Here is a 16823-nt window from a genome sequence, read left to right as displayed (position 1 = left end):
GTGGGAGGACGGTATCATGACTCAAGGTATTAAGGAAAAACGCTGTGCGGATTGCGGTGCTCCTGATTATGAATCTTGCAAACATTTCATTAACGCGTTTAAAATTATCGGTAAAAAATGGAATGGACTAATTATTAGTTCGCTTTGTGCCGGAGATTATATGCGCTTTAAGGACTTAGCTCGTTGTGTTATGGCTTGCTCAGATCGTGTTTTGGTTGAAAGACTGAAAGAACTTGAAAAGGAAGATATTGTAGAGCGCTCAGTTGATGATAAAACCAAAATTATTTCTTATGGTTTGACCAAAAAGGGAGAGGAATTAAAGCCTGTTTTTGATCAAATTCATACCTGGGCAGATAAATGGGTATAAATTTCGTATGCACTTGCAAGTTTTTGAGAAATGATATATTCTAGTAACTAATTACAAAGAGTAAGACTAGTAGCAGCAATCATTTAATCAGAGAAACTTTTTTATTGAGCTGAGAGAAAAGTTTAAACAGAACTGTGAATTTCATCTTATTAGTAGAATCTAATCCATTCCGGTATTCACCGTTAGCGAAATTTAAAGTGTGGACATTTTATGTACAAACTAGGGTGGTACCGCGAAGCTTCGTCCCTTTTGGGATGAAGCTTTTTTGTTTGATTTGAAAGGAAAATTTTTATGGACTTGTTTGACAGGCTGAAACAATTGCGTGAAAAAGGTCTGGTTGAGATTGATAAGGCTAAAAACGAAGAAACATTAAATGACGTTAGGGTTAAATTAACTGGTCGTAAAAGCGAACTAACCGAGATCCTCCATTCGATGAAAGATATTGATCCCAGTGATAGGCGCGAAGTGGGACAACGCGTTAATAAATTACGCGATCTTTTTAACAGTAAGCTGGATGATGCCAAAACAGAGATAGTTGAAGCTTTGGTTGAAGAACAGTTAAACAAAGAAAAAATTGATGTTACTTTACCCGGACGTGAATTACATCTTGGAACAAAGCATCCGATCAATATTATTTTGGATGATCTCGAAAAATACTTTATCGGGATGGGTTATAGAGTGGTGCAAGGACCAGAAATTGAAACGGACCACTATTGTTTCGAAATGATGAATTTGCCAAAAGACCACCCAGCAAGGGATATGCAAGAGACTTTTTATATTGATCCTGAAAATTTGTTGCGTTCTCAAACTTCAGGTGATCAAGCACGCGTTTTGGAAAAACACGATTTCACTAAAGGACCTCTTAAAATGGTTGGACCCGGAAAAGTTTATCGGCGCGATGATGATGATGCAACTCACTCACACCAATTTATGCAAATGGAAGGTCTCGTAGTGGACAAGAACATTACGATGGGCGATTTAAAGGGGACTTTAGAACTAATGGCCAAGCACATTTTTGGTCAAGATCGAGAAACTCGCCTTCGTCCTAGTTACTTTCCTTTTACTGAGCCATCTGTGGAAATGGACGTTTCTTGCTTTAACTGCAATGGCGAGGGCTGCTCTATTTGTAAATATACGGGTTGGATTGAAGTTTTGGGTGCTGGCATGGTCCATCCTAATGTGATAGAAAATGCCGGGATTGATTCCAATGTATACGGTGGCTTTGCCTTTGGCGTGGGATTAGACCGTTTCGCTATTCTTAAATACGGCATTGATGACATTCGTGATTTTTATACAAATGATGTCCGCTTCTTAGAACAGTTCAGTAGGGAGGAAAGATAATGCTAGTTTCATACAATTGGTTGCAGGATTTTATTAAGTTGGACCAGAATCCTAATGATTTAGCTGAAAAAATAACTCGGACAGGTGTTGAAGTAGCAGAAGTTAAACATCCTGAAGACGGGATGAAGAAGTTGGTAGTGGGCCATATTATTGACTGCGAACCCATTTCTGGTACGCACTTGAATTTAACTCATGTTGATGTCGGTGAAGATGAACCTTATCAAATAGTTTGCGGTGCTCCTAATGTAGCTGCTGGAGAAAACGTAGTGGTGGCTTTGCCAGGCGCCAGAATTGCCGACAATGTTAAAATCAAAAAAACCAAATTGCGCGGCAATGAATCAAACGGTATGATTTGTGGCCTCCAAGAAATAGGTTTTCCGGATAAGGTAGTGCCTGAAAAATATGCCAATGGTATCTATGTTTTTCCTCAAGATGCCGATATCAAACTGGGACAATCCGCATTTAAACTATTAGGGATGGATGATTACATCTTTGATTTTGACATTACCCCTAACCGTGCTGACACTTTATCTATGGAAGGTTCAGCTTATGAAGTTGGAGCTATTGTTGATACACCAGTCAAAGTCGATGACGTAGTTGTTAAAGAAGACGGTCCAGACTGGACCAGCGACTTTACTACTGAAGTTGACCCTCAGCTTGCACCCAAATTTTACTTGCGCAAAATTAGTAATGTGAAAATAGGCGATAGTCCTCTCTGGCTTCAAAGACGACTTTGGAATGCGGGAATTAGACCTATTAATAATGTAGTTGATGTTACTAATTACATTATGCTTTTAACCGGTCAGCCAATGCACAGTTATGATGCGCGCTCCTTTAAAACAAACAAACTGGTTGTTAGAAAAGCTGCTAAAGATGAAAAGCTGACTTTGTTAAATAACAAAGAAGTTGATCTTGACCCTAACGATATTGTAATCACCAACGGTGAAGATGTAGTGATGATGGCCGGAGTAATGGGTGGGCTTAATTCAGAAATTGAAGATGATACTACTGATGTTTTGTTAGAGTCTGCTATTTTTGATCCTACTTTAATTAGGAAAGCAGCTTTGCGTCATGCTAACAGAACAGAGGCTTCTAGTCGTTATGAAAAAGGCGTTAACTGGGATGCAACCAAAAGAGCATTAGATATGGCTGCGCTTCTTTTACGTAATGATGCTTCCGGTACCATTAATGAAGGTGTTATTACCGGTAGCTCTGAAAAGCGCCAACCAACTGAAATTAAAACCACAATCTCTTATATCAACAAAGTATTGGGTACAAAAATCTCCCCGGCGGAAATTGCTGCTATTTTTGGCCGTTTAAATTTCAAAGCTGAAATTAACGATGATGATTTAGTAGTTGATGTTCCTGCAAGACGGTGGGATGTGGCTATTCCTGCTGATCTCGTTGAAGAAGTAGGACGCCTATATGGTTATGATAATATTGAGTCGACGCAGCCTGTCTTAGCTGAAACACACGGTGGCTACTCTAAAAAAGAAGAAGCTATTAGACGTATTAAAAATGTCGTCCAAGGTCAAGGCTTAATAGAAGCTATTTCTTATTCGTTAACTTCACTTGAAAAAGCAATTGGCTTTTCAAAAGAGCCTAAGAAACCTGTTGAAGTTCAAATGCCATTGAATTCAAACCGTTCGACTTTAAGACAAAACCTTATGACAGGCTTAGTTGATGCTGCAAGCTACAATATGGCACGCAAGCAAAATCAATTAGCAATTTTTGAGCAGGGTCGTGTCTATGATTTTGAAAATAATACTTATAATGAGCATGAACATTTAGCTGCATTATATAGTGGCAATGTTTATTTTGAAAACTGGCAAAACGACAATGAAAAGATTGATTTCTTTTACGTTAAAGGGCAACTCACTAACTTGTTCTCTGCAATCGGAATTGATCCAAACGATGTTGAATACAGGGCCGAAGTAATTATGTACATGCATCCTACCAGAACAGCTGGCATCTACATTAAAAACAAATATGTTGGTATGATCGGCATGTTGGATCGTCCTGTGACTCAATCTAATAAAGCGATGAAGGATAGCGAGATTTATGGTTATGAATTAAATCTCGATGACATTATTCCTTTAATTTTACATCCACATACTATTGCTCAAAGTGCTCCAAAATTCCCTGCAGTTGAGCGCGACCTTTCAATCTTGGTAGATCAAGATGTGACTAATCAAGCTGTTGAAGATGTTATCAAAGCAAATGGTGGTAAATATCTCAATAATTTGCGTATTATAGATGTCTATCGTGGTTCTCATATTGCCGAAGACAAGAAAAGTTTTGCATATCGTTTAACTTTCCTTAATGAAAACGACACTTTAACCGATGAAATCGTTAACAAGGCAATGGATTCTGTTGAAACCAATCTTGAAAAGCAGCTCAAAGTAGAAATACGTTAATAGTTGACTTTAAACAATTAAGTTAATATCATATACCAGTGCAAAAGGAATTTTAACTTTAAGGAGCAGAAAATTTTATGCCTGAAAAATCATATCCAATGACTGCTGAAGGTAAAGAAAAGCTTGAGGCAGAATTAAAGAATTTAAAAGTAGTAAAAAGACCAGAAGTAATTGAAAGAATTAAGGTTGCCCGCTCTTATGGTGACTTGTCTGAAAACTCCGAATACGATGCAGCTAAGGATGAACAAAGTCATTTAGAGGATCGTATTAGCGTTGTTGAAGAAATGCTTAAGTATGCTCATGTCGTTGATGCTAATGCTAGTGATCCAGATGAAGTAGCTGTAGGTAAGACAGTTACTTATACTGAAGTGGGTGAAGATGAGCCGGAAACCTACACTATTGTTGGTAGTGATGAATCTGATCCGATGAATGGCAAGATTTCTAATGATTCGCCAATTGCTCAAGCAATTTTGGGCAAAAAAAAGGGCGAGACAGTAACCATTTCGACACCTGGTGGTAAATTTGACGTAGTTATTAATAAAGTTGAAGAATAATCTAGTCAGATAAGCAGGTTTGCTTTAGTTAAGTGGCAAATAAAAGACCAGAATTTTGTTAAAAAGCAAAATTCTGGTCTTTATTTATTCTTAAAAATTAATGACTAGTGAAATAGCGGTAATCTTTGCTTCTATCAAAAACTACTCCGCGGGCATTTTCACCGTTGGAAATCGAAAATTGTGCTTGTGGATATTTCTCGTGAACTTTATTCTCCAAGAAATCACGTAACATGCCATTGTTAGCTAAGACGGAACCGGTCAGTGCAATTTTCATTGGCTTAGGTTCATCATATCTGTCCATGCCGATAATAATATCTCTTGCAAGTAATTCAGCTTGCTCCTTGATCACTGCAATGGCAAAATTATTGCCTTTGTCTGCCAATTTTGCCACATCTACTGCCATTGAGGCAAAATCGGCATTGTTGGTTTTATAAAATTTAGCAGTTGCGTCAGTCAAATTGTCTACTTTAAAAAGTTGGTTAAAAAGGGAAATCAACTCGTTATCTTCTCGTTTATCCCAACTGAGTAAAGCAGATTTTAATGCGGAAAGTGCGATTGCATAACCCGAACCTTCATCTCCTAATATGGAGCCATAACCGCCAGTCGTGATTATCCTGCCTTTTTGCAAGCCATTAAAGACAGAACCCGTGCCGGCAATAACAAGACCCCCGTCTTCTCCTTCAAGACCATTATATAATGCCAGAAGTGAATCTGTAATTGCTCTAGTAGGTAAATTTTCGGCTTTAGCAGAAATTTCAGCAGCTACTTCAGCTGCATGTCCAATGACCGATAAGCCAGCCATACCACAAAGTATTCTTTGGCAATCACCATCAATTTGGTCTATTAATTTATTAATCGCTTCAGTAATATTTGAAATTGCGCTGGTGTAATTTGTATTTACTTGACCAGGGCCGGCTTGAGAACGCTCTATTTCTTCACCGTTAAGATCATAGGCAATAGCAGTAGTATGCGTTCCTCCGGCATCAACGCCAATCTGATATTTAAGTGTCATAACCTTTCTTCTTTCTATTTAATCAACTAACATTATTTTATTACACTTTAGCAAAATACAGAAGATTTTTATTAAAGTGCTTACGAACACTTTATTTGCTTTACTTATTTTATAACTGTTAAAATTTTGTCAAAGGCCCTTTTAATCAATAGAATTGTATGTTGGTTTCTGATAAAATTACACTAGTTTAGTGAGGTTGAGGCTACGTGAATTTTTTTAAGAAAAAATTGAAAACAAAGAATGATAATTCAAAAAAACAGGCTTCTACTCCGGTCAGGATGAAAATAATTTTAGGAATTATTTTTGTGCTTTTTGCTACTCTAATTGGACAACTAGCGTATTTACAAATTGGCTATGGCTCCCGCTTTAAAGCTGAAGTCCAAAAATCTAATTCCGCTGTGGTTTCCAGTCAGGTTCCTCGAGGAGTAATGTATGATACTAAAGGTCGCGTTTTAGTTGGTAACAGGGCTAAAAATGCTATTACTTATACCAAAAGTGTCTCAACTACCACAGAGGATATTTATGCCATTTCTAATGCTCTTAGTCGCTATATTACAATTAACGATGAAAAACCGACTGAGCAGCAAGTAATTGATTATTATTTAGCTAATAAAAAAAATAGTGCCAAAGAGTCCGCCAAGGTACCAAAATCCGTCCGGCAAACTCAAGATGATGAATTAATCAATAAGAGAATTCAACAGCAAGTGAGTGCTGAGCATATTAAGCTAAATAAACGGGAAAGAACTGCGGCTTTAATTTATAACAAGATTTCTGGAGCGTACACGCTTTCTACAATCTATATCAAAAATAATCATTTAACTGACAAGGAAATCGCTAGCGTTGGTGAACATCTTTCAGATCTGCCTGGCGTTGGCATTGGTACTGATTGGCAAAGGTCGTACCCAAATGGTTCGTCAATTCAGAGTATTATCGGTTCGGTTTCTACCGAAAAAGCAGGTTTACCTAGCGATAACCTACAATATTATTTAACTAACGGCTATTCCAGAAATGACCGGGTTGGCACTTCATATTTAGAAGAAAAATATGAACCATTATTAAAGGGGACTAAAGCAACCAGCAAAGTTTGGACTAAAAATTCAGGAGATATTGAACAGTCAAAATCCGTTTATTCAGGTCAGGCTGGCTCCAGTTTAGTCTTGACTCTGGATGCCCAGTATCAAAAAGAAGTCCAAAATTCTTTAGAAAAAATCTATTCTGCGGCCATTAGTTCAGGGGCTGCCCATTATTCAAACGGTGCTTATGCTGTTGCTATGAACCCTAAAACGGGTGCAATTTTGGCTATGGCAGGGATTAGCCGTGATCCTAAAAAAAATAAAACTACTAATAACGCATTAGGCGTTATTAACCAGTCTTTTGTTATGGGGTCTGCCGTTAAGGGAGCTATGGTAAGTGGTGGTTTAATTAACAAAGTTATTAGTCCCACAAACAACGTGATGCCTGATACACCGGTATATTTACCAAGTACACCTGTTAAGAAATCTGTTTATCCAATCGGTACTTTTGGCGCATTAGATGCAGAAACTGCACTCGAGGTTTCCAGTAATATCTATATGATGCACTTGGCAATGAAATGGGTGAAGGCATCTTATGTTCCTAAAAAATCAATTCACATGCCGCAAACTGCCTTTGAACCAATACGTAAGAATTTCAATATGTTTGGATTAGGTCAAAAGACGGGTATTGATTTACCGGGAGAGATATCGGGTATTCAAGGTAGATCGTTTAATGAGCAAGGATTAGTATTGCCCGGTTCGGTATTAGACTTGTCTTATGGCAACTATGATGCATACACTTTAATTCAAATGGTACAGTATGTTTCTACTATTGCTAACGGTGGTTACCGGATGCAGCCTTATGTGGTGCAATCGATTGGCAGAACCTCAAATAATGGTAAAAAAATCTATATTGATTATAATAGAAAGCCTAACGTTCAGCTTCGAATTCCGTGGACTCAAGCTGAACTCAATATTGTCAGACAAGGGTTTTGGCGTGTTGTTCACGGCACTAACTCTTGGGGTACAGCTCATAAGTTGAAAAACGTCAAACCTTCTATATCAGGTAAATCAGGCACTGCGCAGACATTTTACTATGATCCGGATAATCCTAACCAAAAAGATCCGCCTGAGTTAGTAAACGCTACTTTTGTCGGTTATGCCCCTTCAAAAAATCCTGAGATAGCTACTGCTGTAATTTTTCCAGGACTTGATCCCGAACTAGAAGGTTCGTATACTTTGCAGATGACCAAAGCAATGGTACAAAACTATTTTAAATTACATAAAAAATAGAAAAGTGACAATATTGCTGGCAATAATATTAGAAAAATGCTAAGATAATACAGTCAGAATAAAAGCGTAGGTGGTGAAAGAAATGGCAGACAACATCATTTTGGAATGCACCGAATGTGGCGATAGAAGTTACTTATCTAAGAAAAACAAGCGTAAGCATCCGGAACGTTTAAGTTTGAAGAAGTATTGCCCAGTTGAAAGGCATACTACTCTTCATCGTGAAACTAAGTAATAAACCAATATAGCAGGAGCCTATGCTCCTGCTATTTTTTATATGGAAGAATTATGACAAAGAAAGAAATTAGACAACAACAAATAGAAAAGTTGAGCAATTTTGCTGAAACACCAGAAAAAGATGCTGAAGATCAAATTTTGTTAAAAAAAATAATGAACTTGCAGTGGCTCAATGAATGTCAAACTGTAGGAATCACATCCTCTTTGACTTATGAAGTTGATACATCGGGATTGATAGCTCAATTATGGGATATGGGTAAAGATGTATATCTTGCCCGGGCTAATGATAATGCCGAGCGGTCACAGGATTTTATTTACTATAGCTACATGACCAAGCTGACTAAGTCAAAATTCGGGGTTGCAGAAGTTAGTGAACCAGATGCACAAATTAACAACGACTTAGATTTGATTATCGTTCCGGGACTGGCTTTTGCTTTAGACTCTCATCAACGCCTTGGGTTTGGTGGCGGTTATTATGATCGCTTTTTAGCTAAGCATCCACAATCAAAAACCGTTGCTTTAGTTAATTCGAAAATGATTTTTGAAACAGCTTCGTGGCAGGTTGAACCTACTGATATTGCAATTCAAACGATTATCACTCCTAATGCGGTTTTAGCAAATAAATGAGGTTATAATGGATCAGCGACAAAGATATAGAAATAGCTATATAACAATATGTATTTTAGTCATTCTTTTCGTGGTATTTTTAATAGAAACTTTCATTGGTGGTTCACAAAATACCTATGTATTAATCAAAATGGGTGCAATGAATAACTATGCCATTGTAGCTGGCAACCAATGGTGGCGTTTATTTACTGCGCAATTCTTACATATTGGAATTATGCATCTGATTTCTAATGCCGTAATGATCTATTATCTTGGTATTTATATGGAACCAATATTGGGTCATTGGCGCTTTCTAGTAGTTTATTTACTTTCAGGTGTTGGAGGAAATTTATTGAGCCTAGCTTGGGGTAGTGATAGTGCTATTAGTGCTGGCGCATCTACTGCTTTATTTGGCTTGTTTGGAGCAATGACAGCGACAGCATTACAAAATAGGAATAATCCTGTCTTAGTCTATTTGGGAAAACAATCCTTTTGGTTAGCTTTAATAAACATAGCATTAGATCTATTTGCACCTAATATTGATATTCAAGGGCATATTGGCGGCTTAGTGACTGGTTTTTTAATTGCTGTGATAATTGGAGATAGAACTTATAGAAAATATTCTTTTAAAAAACGTGTGGTTGCTACCTGCATTTTAATTATTTATTGTGTAGCAACTGTTAGAATGGGCATGGTAATTAAGCTATAATGAAAACTCTATACGATGTGCAACAGCTATTAGAAAAGTATGGTATATTTGTTCATGTAGGTAAAAGAATATGGGATATTGAGCTCATGGCGCTTGAACTCGATAACATCAATCACTCGCATTTAATAGACCAGCACGATTATTTAGTAGCAAAGCTAATATTGCGACGTGAGTACGAATATGAAGAACGTCAAAATAAGGACAAACACGGCTCTTAGAGCGATTTAGAATTATTTTGGTTTAAAAACTAATAATGGGAGAGAAGAAAATTTATGTCATCTTTTTTAGTTATTATAGACGCAATTTTAATTATAGTTATTCTAGCCTTTATTGCAGTATGGCTATGGCATAAGATACAAACAAAACTTTTAGGTGGCGGAGATCTAACTAATGAGCAATTTAATCAGGGAATGCGGAAGGCGCAAGTGGTTGACTTACGTGAAAAAGCACCATTTAAAAGAAAGCATATTGATGGTGCCAGGAATTTGCCCTATACAATGCTCAAATATCAATATACGGAGTTAAGAACAGACTTACCCGTTTATTTGTACTCCGATTCTTTATCAGTAACGTTGCGCGCTGCCAGATTCTTACAAAAGAAGAATTTTTCATCAATCAAATGGTTGAAAACTGGTTTTGAGGACTGGGATGGACGGACGAAGAAATCTAAATATTAAATTGAAAACATGTTTGTTAAGCCATTCAAACGTGTTTTTTCTATATTAAATACAGAAAAAGGACACAAAAATGCAAAAGGTGCTAGCAATAGTCGGACCAACAGCAATTGGTAAAACTACACTGGCTATTGAGCTTGCCACAAAAATTAATGCCGAAATAATTTCGGGTGATTCAATGCAAGTTTATAAGGAAGTAGCCATTGGAACTGCCAAGGCAACGAAAGCGGAGCAAGAATTAGTTACTCATTATTTAGTTGATACTCAATCTATTTTTAAACCATATTCTGTTGCCGACTTTGTCACTCAGGCTGAAAAAGCAGTTGCTGAAATTACTGCTAAGAAAAAGATTCCCATGCTAGTTGGAGGCACTGGCTTTTACGTCAATGCATTGCTAAATGAAATGAAACTGGGTGAACCAAAAAGAAAGCAAAAGGCAGTTGCCCCTGAATGGGAACATTACTTAGCTGAAAATGGTAAAAAAAAGTTATGGGCTGAGTTAAATAACCGTGACCCAGTGGCGGCTCAGAAAATCCCCCCAAATAATTCACGTCGGGTTTTACGCGCATTAACTGTAATTACGCGTACTGGGCAAAAATTTTCTGAGCAACAAAAGGAAATAAAACCCCGGTATGATTATTTGATTATCGGGTTAAATTCTGACCGTGCAGAAATTTATCGTAGAATTGATCAACGTGTTGATCAGATGCTTGATCAAGGGCTTCTTCATGAAGCAAAATACGTATATCAGAATAGGGCGCAAGAATATACGATCTTGCAAGCCATTGGCTATAAGGAATTTTTCCCTTATTTTGCTAAAGAAGATAGCCTAGCGAGTTGCGTTAAGAATTTAAAAACAGCTTCTAGAAGATATGCCAAAAGGCAATTAACATATTTTCATCATCAATTACCTGTTTACTGGTTTGATCCCCTAAGGGATCCAGAATGTATGAAAAAAATTTTAATGAAAGTCGGGGAATGGTTAAATGAATAATTGGCCAGAAAAATTACAACAAATTGTAGCAGAAATTGATCAGGAAATTGCACCACAACTGGCAAAAATTGATCAAAATATTCTTTTTAATCAAAATAAGGTTTTACAAGCGTTTAAAGATAAGGCTGTAGCTGAATCAGACTTGATTGGCAGTACGGGGTACGGCTCAGATGACAGTGGTCGCGATAAACTTGACCGTATTTATGCCCAAATTTTTCACACAGAAGATGCTCTAGTACGCTCGCAGTTTGTCTCTGGCACTCATACTCTTGCTACAGCTATGGCTGGTAATTTACTTCCGGGTGACGAACTGATGTATCTTACAGGGATGCCTTATGACACTTTACAACAGGTTATTGGTATTGCCGGTGATGGTCGAGGCAGTTTGAAGCAATACGGCGTTAAATTTTCTTATGTAGAGCTATTGTCTGATGGCAGTGTTGATTTTGAAGCGGCACGAAAATTATTAAGAGAACATCAACCGAAAATGGTAGTTATTCAGCGCTCACGTGGCTATAATACCAGAGCAAGTTTTACTGTCGCCAAGATTAAACCGATGATTGCGCTGATTAGGGAAGTTTCCCCTGAAAGTATAGTTTTTGTTGATAATTGTTATGGTGAATTTTCAGAACAACATGAGCCTACTGAATTTGGAGCAGATCTTATGGCTGGTTCGTTAATTAAAAACGCTGGCGGAGGTTTAGCTAAAATCGGTGGCTATGTTGTTGGTAAGCATGAGCTAATTGAAAATACGGCTACACGACTCACTGCTGGAGGAATAGGTCGTGAAGAAGGCGCAAGCTTAAATAACAATCTTGATTATTTCGAAGGTTTATTTATTTCGCCAAGTGTTACCGGTAATGCAATTAAAGGCGCGATTTATTCCTCTGCACTTTTAGCAAGAATGGGATTAGAAGTTTCTCCCAAATGGAATGAAGATAGAACCGATTTAATTCAGACGGTAATTTTCCATGATAAAGATAAAATGATTAGATTTGCCAAAGCTTTACAAGAAAACTCACCAATTAATTCATTTGTGGATCCGATACCAAGTAACGATACAGGATATGAAGATCAAGTGATTATGGCAGACGGCTCGTTTATTGAAGGTGCTAGTATTGAATTTTCCGGGGATGGACCAATTAGACCACCTTATGCGTTGTATATGCAAGGCGGTCTGACTTATGCCCACGTTAAAATTGCGATTACTAATGCTGTCAATGAATTATTCTTTAAATAGGTAATACTATTTATAAAAGTAAGGTAAAACTTTGGTAAAATTATTACTTTTTTTGTTAGACCACTTTACATTTATTTAAGGATTTGCTAATCTTTAATCTAGTTTAGACAAGAAGGTATTTCTAGTTTAAACCATACCAATTATTTTAAGATTTTTAGGTGGAGAATCATGACAAAGAAAATTTCAGCAGATGACATTAGAAAAAGCGTAAAAGAAGACAATGTCAAATTTATTAGACTAGCTTTTACAGATATTAATGGAACTCTTAAAGCAGTTGAAGTTCCAAATAGTCAATTGGAAACAGTATTAAGTAATGACGTACGCTTTGATGGTTCTTCAATTGACGGCTTTGTTCGTTTGGAAGAAAGTGATATGGTACTTTACCCCGACTTTTCGACTTGGTCCGTTTTACCTTGGAGCGATACTACAGGCGGCAAAATTGGCTGTCTGACTTGTTCAGTTCATACAACTGATGGCAAACCTTTTGCAGGGGATCCACGCAATAATCTTAAAAGGATAATTGAACAAATGAAGGATATGGGTTTTACAGCCTTTGATATTGGTTTTGAAGCCGAATTTCATTTGTTAAAACTTGACGAAAATGGCAATTGGACCACACAGGTCCCAGACCATGCCTCATATTTTGATTTAACCTCAAATGACGAAAGTGCCAGTTGTAGGAGAGATATAGTTGAAACTTTAGAGAGCATTGGATTTGAAGTAGAAGCTGCTCACCATGAAGTAGGTGACGGACAGCAGGAAATTGACTTTAGATTTGATGACGCTTTAACAACGGCTGATCGTGTGCAAACATTTAAAATGATTGTGCGTGAAATAGCTAAGCAGCATGGTTTGTTTGCCACATTTATGGCTAAACCTTTGCAAGGTCAAGCAGGAAATGGAATGCACACTAACATGTCCTTGTTTAAAGGTAGCAAAAATGCCTTTTATGATAAGAATAATAAGTACCATTTGTCAAAAACAGCTCTGTACTTTTTAAATGGTATTTTGGAACATGCCCGTGCAATCACAGCTGTTGGTAATCCGACTGTCAATTCCTATAAGCGTTTAATTCCAGGATTTGAAGCCCCAGTTTATATTTCTTGGGCTTCAAAGAACCGTTCACCAATGGTTCGAGTACCATCTGCAGGAGAACTGAATACCCGTTTAGAAATGCGTTCTGCTGACCCTACTGCTAATCCGTATTTGCTCCTAGCTGCATGTTTAAGTGCCGGTCTAGCTGGTATTAAGGAAGAAAAAATGCCAATGGAACCAGTAACTTGCAACTTATTTGATTTAAGTGAGAAGCAACGTAATGAAATGGGAATTAAACCACTTCCTTCAACCTTGCATAACGCATTAAAAGCCTTTAAGAAGGATCAATTAATTCAAGATGCTTTAGGTGAACATTTAACTCAAAGCTTTATTGATTCTAAAGAATTAGAATGGTCTCAATATACTCAAACAGTATCTGATTGGGAAAGAAATCGTTATATGGGTTATTAAACAATCTAGTTATAAAAATAAAAAAAGTAGTATAAAAAATTTATGCTACTTTTTTTATTGGTCTTATTTATTGGGAAAACAAAATATATAATACTTAATGTAATATTTTTATATATTTTAATCATTCTATTTTTTATTTTAATATATTAATAGTTAAACAAAGATTTGAAGCAAATCTTTCCAAAGTGCCAGTAAGTAAAACTGTTATATTATAGTCTAAAATAAAAGAAAAGAATCGTAATTTTGAAAGAAAACAATCAACTTTATAATGTTTTAGTTATTTAAATAATTTTGAATAGCGAAAAATATAAACCAAAATAGTATTTTTAATTGTTATTTAAATTAGATGAAAAAGAACCTATTTCTTAGACCTTTAAATCATAGCTTTTTCCATTGTTATTTATAAATCTAGATAACAAAATGTAAAAGCAGATATAATTTAATACAGTAACTAAAAAATATTCAATAGTTTATTGACAATTTTTAAAAATTTGATTACGATTATTATATAATTCACATAGTTTAAATTAGGTGCTATGAATGAAAGGGGTAATGCTTTTCTGGAAATAATAAAAATAAATATAGGAAAACTAGTATTTACCGAAAAATTAGCAAAAGAGAGGATAGTTAATGTCAATTAAAAAAACACAACTCCGATGTTGGCATACATTGAAGTTGTGTCGAATAATGTTAAGAAAAATCCAATGGTTTTTGAATTATGCTAAAGTTCGGACTTTTGCTTAACATTTAAAAGTAGTAGTGAGAATAAAAATAATTTTATTCTCACTACTATGATTAATAATACCACAGAAAAAGTTTAGAGTGATTAAATTCTTTTACATGTCAAAAAAATTGATCAGGCAATATTCAAATAAATTTGATATTAGCAACTGTTTTCTCAATTTTGTTGATAGTAAAAAAGAAGTAGATAATAATTAAACAATTTTCTAATGATATCTATAATTAAATCGTATATACACATCAAAAAGGGCTGGTTTGAAAAATCAGTCTTTTTTGATGTGTTGGCGAGATTTTGAGTAAACTTTTATTGCTCAAATAAATTAGTGTAAGTGAGGGCTAAGAATGAAGAACAATGGATTTACAGTAAGGATATAATATTAGTAATGGTTGCCACATTTTTATATTTTGCGCACCTCTTGGGACTTCCTAATAAAGAACTAGACTAAAAGTTTAGGCGCAAATAACTTTTTGCTGGTCTGGTAACTGGAGTAATAATTATTCCTGTCTAGTTTTTGAGAGTAATTGTCAGAAATTAGCTGCTGCTTCTTTTAAATATAAAAAAACTGACAAATTTTTGCTGTGTAGCAATCTTTGTCAGTTCTTATTTACTGAAACTTTTTGCCCCATTTCCACGGATTTTCGTGCCAGGTCTTTAAAGCCTCATATTCCTCAGAGCTGATGTAGTTCAACTCTTTTTCTTTTTGCAATAACTCAGGATAGGAAAGTAGAGGACTAAAATCGACGCCAGCTTGAGCAAAATTATTTTTCGTATCTTTTAAATAGTATGTAAAGATTGAGCTAACGCCAATTACATTACCACCTTCTTTTTTTGTGGCATCAACGGCATTGATTACAGAGCCACCTGTGGTTATTAAATCATCAATTAACACGATATTGTCTTCTTTAATAAAGCGGCCTTCAATCTGCTTGCCTTTGCCGTGATCCTTAGGCTTTGGCCGCACATAAATCAAGGGTAGGTTAAGCTTAGCAGCAACCCATGCTGCATGTGGTATACCAGCAGTTGCCACACCGCCTATTACAGTTACAGCAGGATATCTGCTTTTAATTAACGCTGCCAAGTCTGTCGCAATCCAGTCGCGCAAGTCTGGATAAGAAACAGTTAAGCGTAAGTCTGTATAAATGGGTGATAGCATTCCGCTGGCATATTGATATGGTTCTTGCGGAGAAAATGTAATTATTTTTTCGGCGATTAGTTTATTGATAATTTGTTCCTGATACATTTATTCAAACTCCTTTTTAATTTCTTGATAAACCTGAGCGGGACTTTCAGCTTTGGTAATGGGTCGACCGACTACAATTGCACTTGAGCCAAATTCTTTTGCTTTTGAAGGAGTGGCAGTGCGCTTTTGATCATCATTCGCTTTTGCTGACAATCTAATTCCCGGTGTAACGTATAAGAAATCTTGGCCAACTATTTCCCGCAAATTTTGTACTTCAAGCGGTGAACATATTACACCGTCAGCACCGGCACTTTTAGCAGTCTGAGCTAGACTAACCACTTCTTCAGCCATTGACAATGAACAATTCTGCTCATTTGCCAAAGTTGCAGCTGAAATGGAGGTCAGTTCCGTCACAGCTAAGAGTTTAGGGACTTCGCTACCTTTAGGGGTACTATCAACCAGCCCTTTCTTAGCTGCTGCAATCATTGCACTACCACCAAGTGCGTGAACGGTGGTACAAAAAACTCCTAATTTTCCTATCTGTCTGGCAGCTTGGTAAACTGTATTAGGAATATCATGTAATTTGAGATCTAGAAAAATATGGTATCCTTGTTTAACTAAAGTTTTTACCAAGTTCGGACCATAATGATAATATAGTTCCATGCCAATTTTTAAGTAGGTTTCTTGGGGATCACCTAATTTCTGAAGCAGATTCTCAACATCCTTCTGATTGTCATAGTCCAATGCTACAAATACAGCTTTTTTCATTAACGCCTCCAAATACAAAAAAGCCTATTTTGGTACGAGAGTGCATCAAAATAGACTTTTAAAAAAATTAAGCCATGTTCAACTTGCGGTCTCTCTGTACCGTTTAAAGTTCATTAACATTGAGATTAACATTTTTGCTAATAAAATACAACTAAAAATTTTACTTTTAAAAT

At 36.3% G+C, this 16823-nt stretch carries 16 protein-coding genes and 1 other annotated feature; of the genes, 13 read left to right on the top strand and 3 right to left on the bottom strand.

All coding sequences use genetic code 11. From position 1 onward, the window contains the following. The first annotated feature begins 16 nt into the window (after positions 1–16). The 4 genes from LACWKB8_RS05765 to greA all read left to right on the top strand — a co-directional run bounded on the left by LACWKB8_RS05765 (position 17) and on the right by greA (position 4679). Positions 17–367: a helix-turn-helix domain-containing protein gene (locus LACWKB8_RS05765; RefSeq protein WP_038523253.1), complete on the top strand. Its 351-nt coding sequence runs from the start codon at positions 17–19 to the stop codon at positions 365–367. 47 nt (positions 368–414) lie between these two features. Further along, positions 415–618 (top strand) — a binding site (T-box leader). Between the two features lie 40 nt (positions 619–658). Beyond that, positions 659–1708 carry a phenylalanine--tRNA ligase subunit alpha gene (gene pheS, locus LACWKB8_RS05760; RefSeq protein ID WP_038523250.1) on the top strand — a complete coding sequence of 350 codons (1050 nt, stop codon included), beginning with the start codon at positions 659–661 and terminating at the stop codon, positions 1706–1708. Then, the gene (gene pheT, locus LACWKB8_RS05755) at positions 1708–4125 is read left to right on the top strand and encodes a phenylalanine--tRNA ligase subunit beta (protein WP_038523246.1); all 2418 of its coding nucleotides are present in this window, start codon (positions 1708–1710) and stop codon (positions 4123–4125) included. The genes pheS and pheT overlap by 1 nt, the downstream gene beginning before the upstream one ends. Before the next feature lie 77 nt (positions 4126–4202). Continuing rightward, a complete protein-coding gene (greA, locus tag LACWKB8_RS05750; protein ID WP_038523243.1) occupies positions 4203–4679 on the top strand; it encodes a transcription elongation factor GreA in 477 nt (158 codons plus the stop codon). A 97-nt stretch (positions 4680–4776) separates the two neighbouring features. Here greA and LACWKB8_RS05745 read toward each other — a convergent pair whose 3' ends face one another. Next, a complete protein-coding gene (locus LACWKB8_RS05745; protein WP_038523240.1) occupies positions 4777–5691 on the bottom strand; it encodes an N-acetylglucosamine kinase in 915 nt (304 codons plus the stop codon). A 278-nt stretch (positions 5692–5969) separates the two neighbouring features. Between LACWKB8_RS05745 and LACWKB8_RS05740 the strand changes: the two genes are divergently transcribed. The 9 genes from LACWKB8_RS05740 to glnA all read left to right on the top strand — a co-directional run bounded on the left by LACWKB8_RS05740 (position 5970) and on the right by glnA (position 13960). Beyond that, entirely contained in the window at positions 5970–7997 is a 2028-nt protein-coding gene (locus LACWKB8_RS05740) for a peptidoglycan D,D-transpeptidase FtsI family protein (RefSeq protein ID WP_371211458.1), read from the top strand. An 82-nt stretch (positions 7998–8079) separates the two neighbouring features. Next, a complete protein-coding gene (gene rpmG, locus LACWKB8_RS09140; protein WP_081945351.1) occupies positions 8080–8229 on the top strand; it encodes a 50S ribosomal protein L33 in 150 nt (49 codons plus the stop codon). A gap of 53 nt (positions 8230–8282) precedes the next feature. Then, positions 8283–8858 carry a 5-formyltetrahydrofolate cyclo-ligase gene (locus LACWKB8_RS05735; protein ID WP_038523234.1) on the top strand — a complete coding sequence of 192 codons (576 nt, stop codon included), beginning with the start codon at positions 8283–8285 and terminating at the stop codon, positions 8856–8858. A 7-nt stretch (positions 8859–8865) separates the two neighbouring features. Continuing rightward, positions 8866–9546 (top strand): rhomboid family intramembrane serine protease, encoded by a 681-nt coding sequence (locus tag LACWKB8_RS05730; RefSeq protein ID WP_038523231.1) that lies wholly within the window; start codon positions 8866–8868, stop codon positions 9544–9546. Continuing rightward, positions 9546–9764, top strand: coding sequence for a YqgQ family protein (locus tag LACWKB8_RS05725; RefSeq protein WP_038523229.1), 219 nt, complete (start codon positions 9546–9548; stop codon positions 9762–9764). Before LACWKB8_RS05730 ends, LACWKB8_RS05725 begins: the two co-directional genes overlap by 1 nt. Before the next feature lie 54 nt (positions 9765–9818). Beyond that, positions 9819–10223, top strand: a complete 405-nt coding sequence (locus LACWKB8_RS05720) for a rhodanese-like domain-containing protein (protein ID WP_038523226.1) — start codon at positions 9819–9821, stop codon at positions 10221–10223. Between the two features lie 70 nt (positions 10224–10293). Then, positions 10294–11214: a tRNA (adenosine(37)-N6)-dimethylallyltransferase MiaA gene (gene miaA / locus LACWKB8_RS05715; RefSeq protein WP_038523223.1), complete on the top strand. Its 921-nt coding sequence runs from the start codon at positions 10294–10296 to the stop codon at positions 11212–11214. Further along, the gene (locus LACWKB8_RS05710) at positions 11207–12454 is read left to right on the top strand and encodes a methionine gamma-lyase family protein (protein ID WP_038523221.1); all 1248 of its coding nucleotides are present in this window, start codon (positions 11207–11209) and stop codon (positions 12452–12454) included. The genes miaA and LACWKB8_RS05710 overlap by 8 nt, the downstream gene beginning before the upstream one ends. Before the next feature lie 168 nt (positions 12455–12622). Beyond that, positions 12623–13960 (top strand): type I glutamate--ammonia ligase, encoded by a 1338-nt coding sequence (glnA, locus tag LACWKB8_RS05705; protein WP_038523218.1) that lies wholly within the window; start codon positions 12623–12625, stop codon positions 13958–13960. A gap of 1346 nt (positions 13961–15306) precedes the next feature. On the opposite strand, the gene pyrE is transcribed toward glnA, so the two are convergent. Beyond that, positions 15307–15942 (bottom strand): orotate phosphoribosyltransferase, encoded by a 636-nt coding sequence (gene pyrE, locus LACWKB8_RS05700; protein WP_038523215.1) that lies wholly within the window; start codon positions 15940–15942, stop codon positions 15307–15309. Then, a complete protein-coding gene (gene pyrF, locus LACWKB8_RS05695; protein WP_038523212.1) occupies positions 15943–16650 on the bottom strand; it encodes an orotidine-5'-phosphate decarboxylase in 708 nt (235 codons plus the stop codon). Between the last annotated feature and the right edge of the window lie 173 nt (positions 16651–16823).

This window comes from Lactobacillus sp. wkB8 (genome assembly GCF_000761135.1).
Classification (GTDB): domain Bacteria; phylum Bacillota; class Bacilli; order Lactobacillales; family Lactobacillaceae; genus Lactobacillus; species Lactobacillus helsingborgensis.
This window is presented reverse-complemented; position numbering and strand designations above follow the sequence as displayed.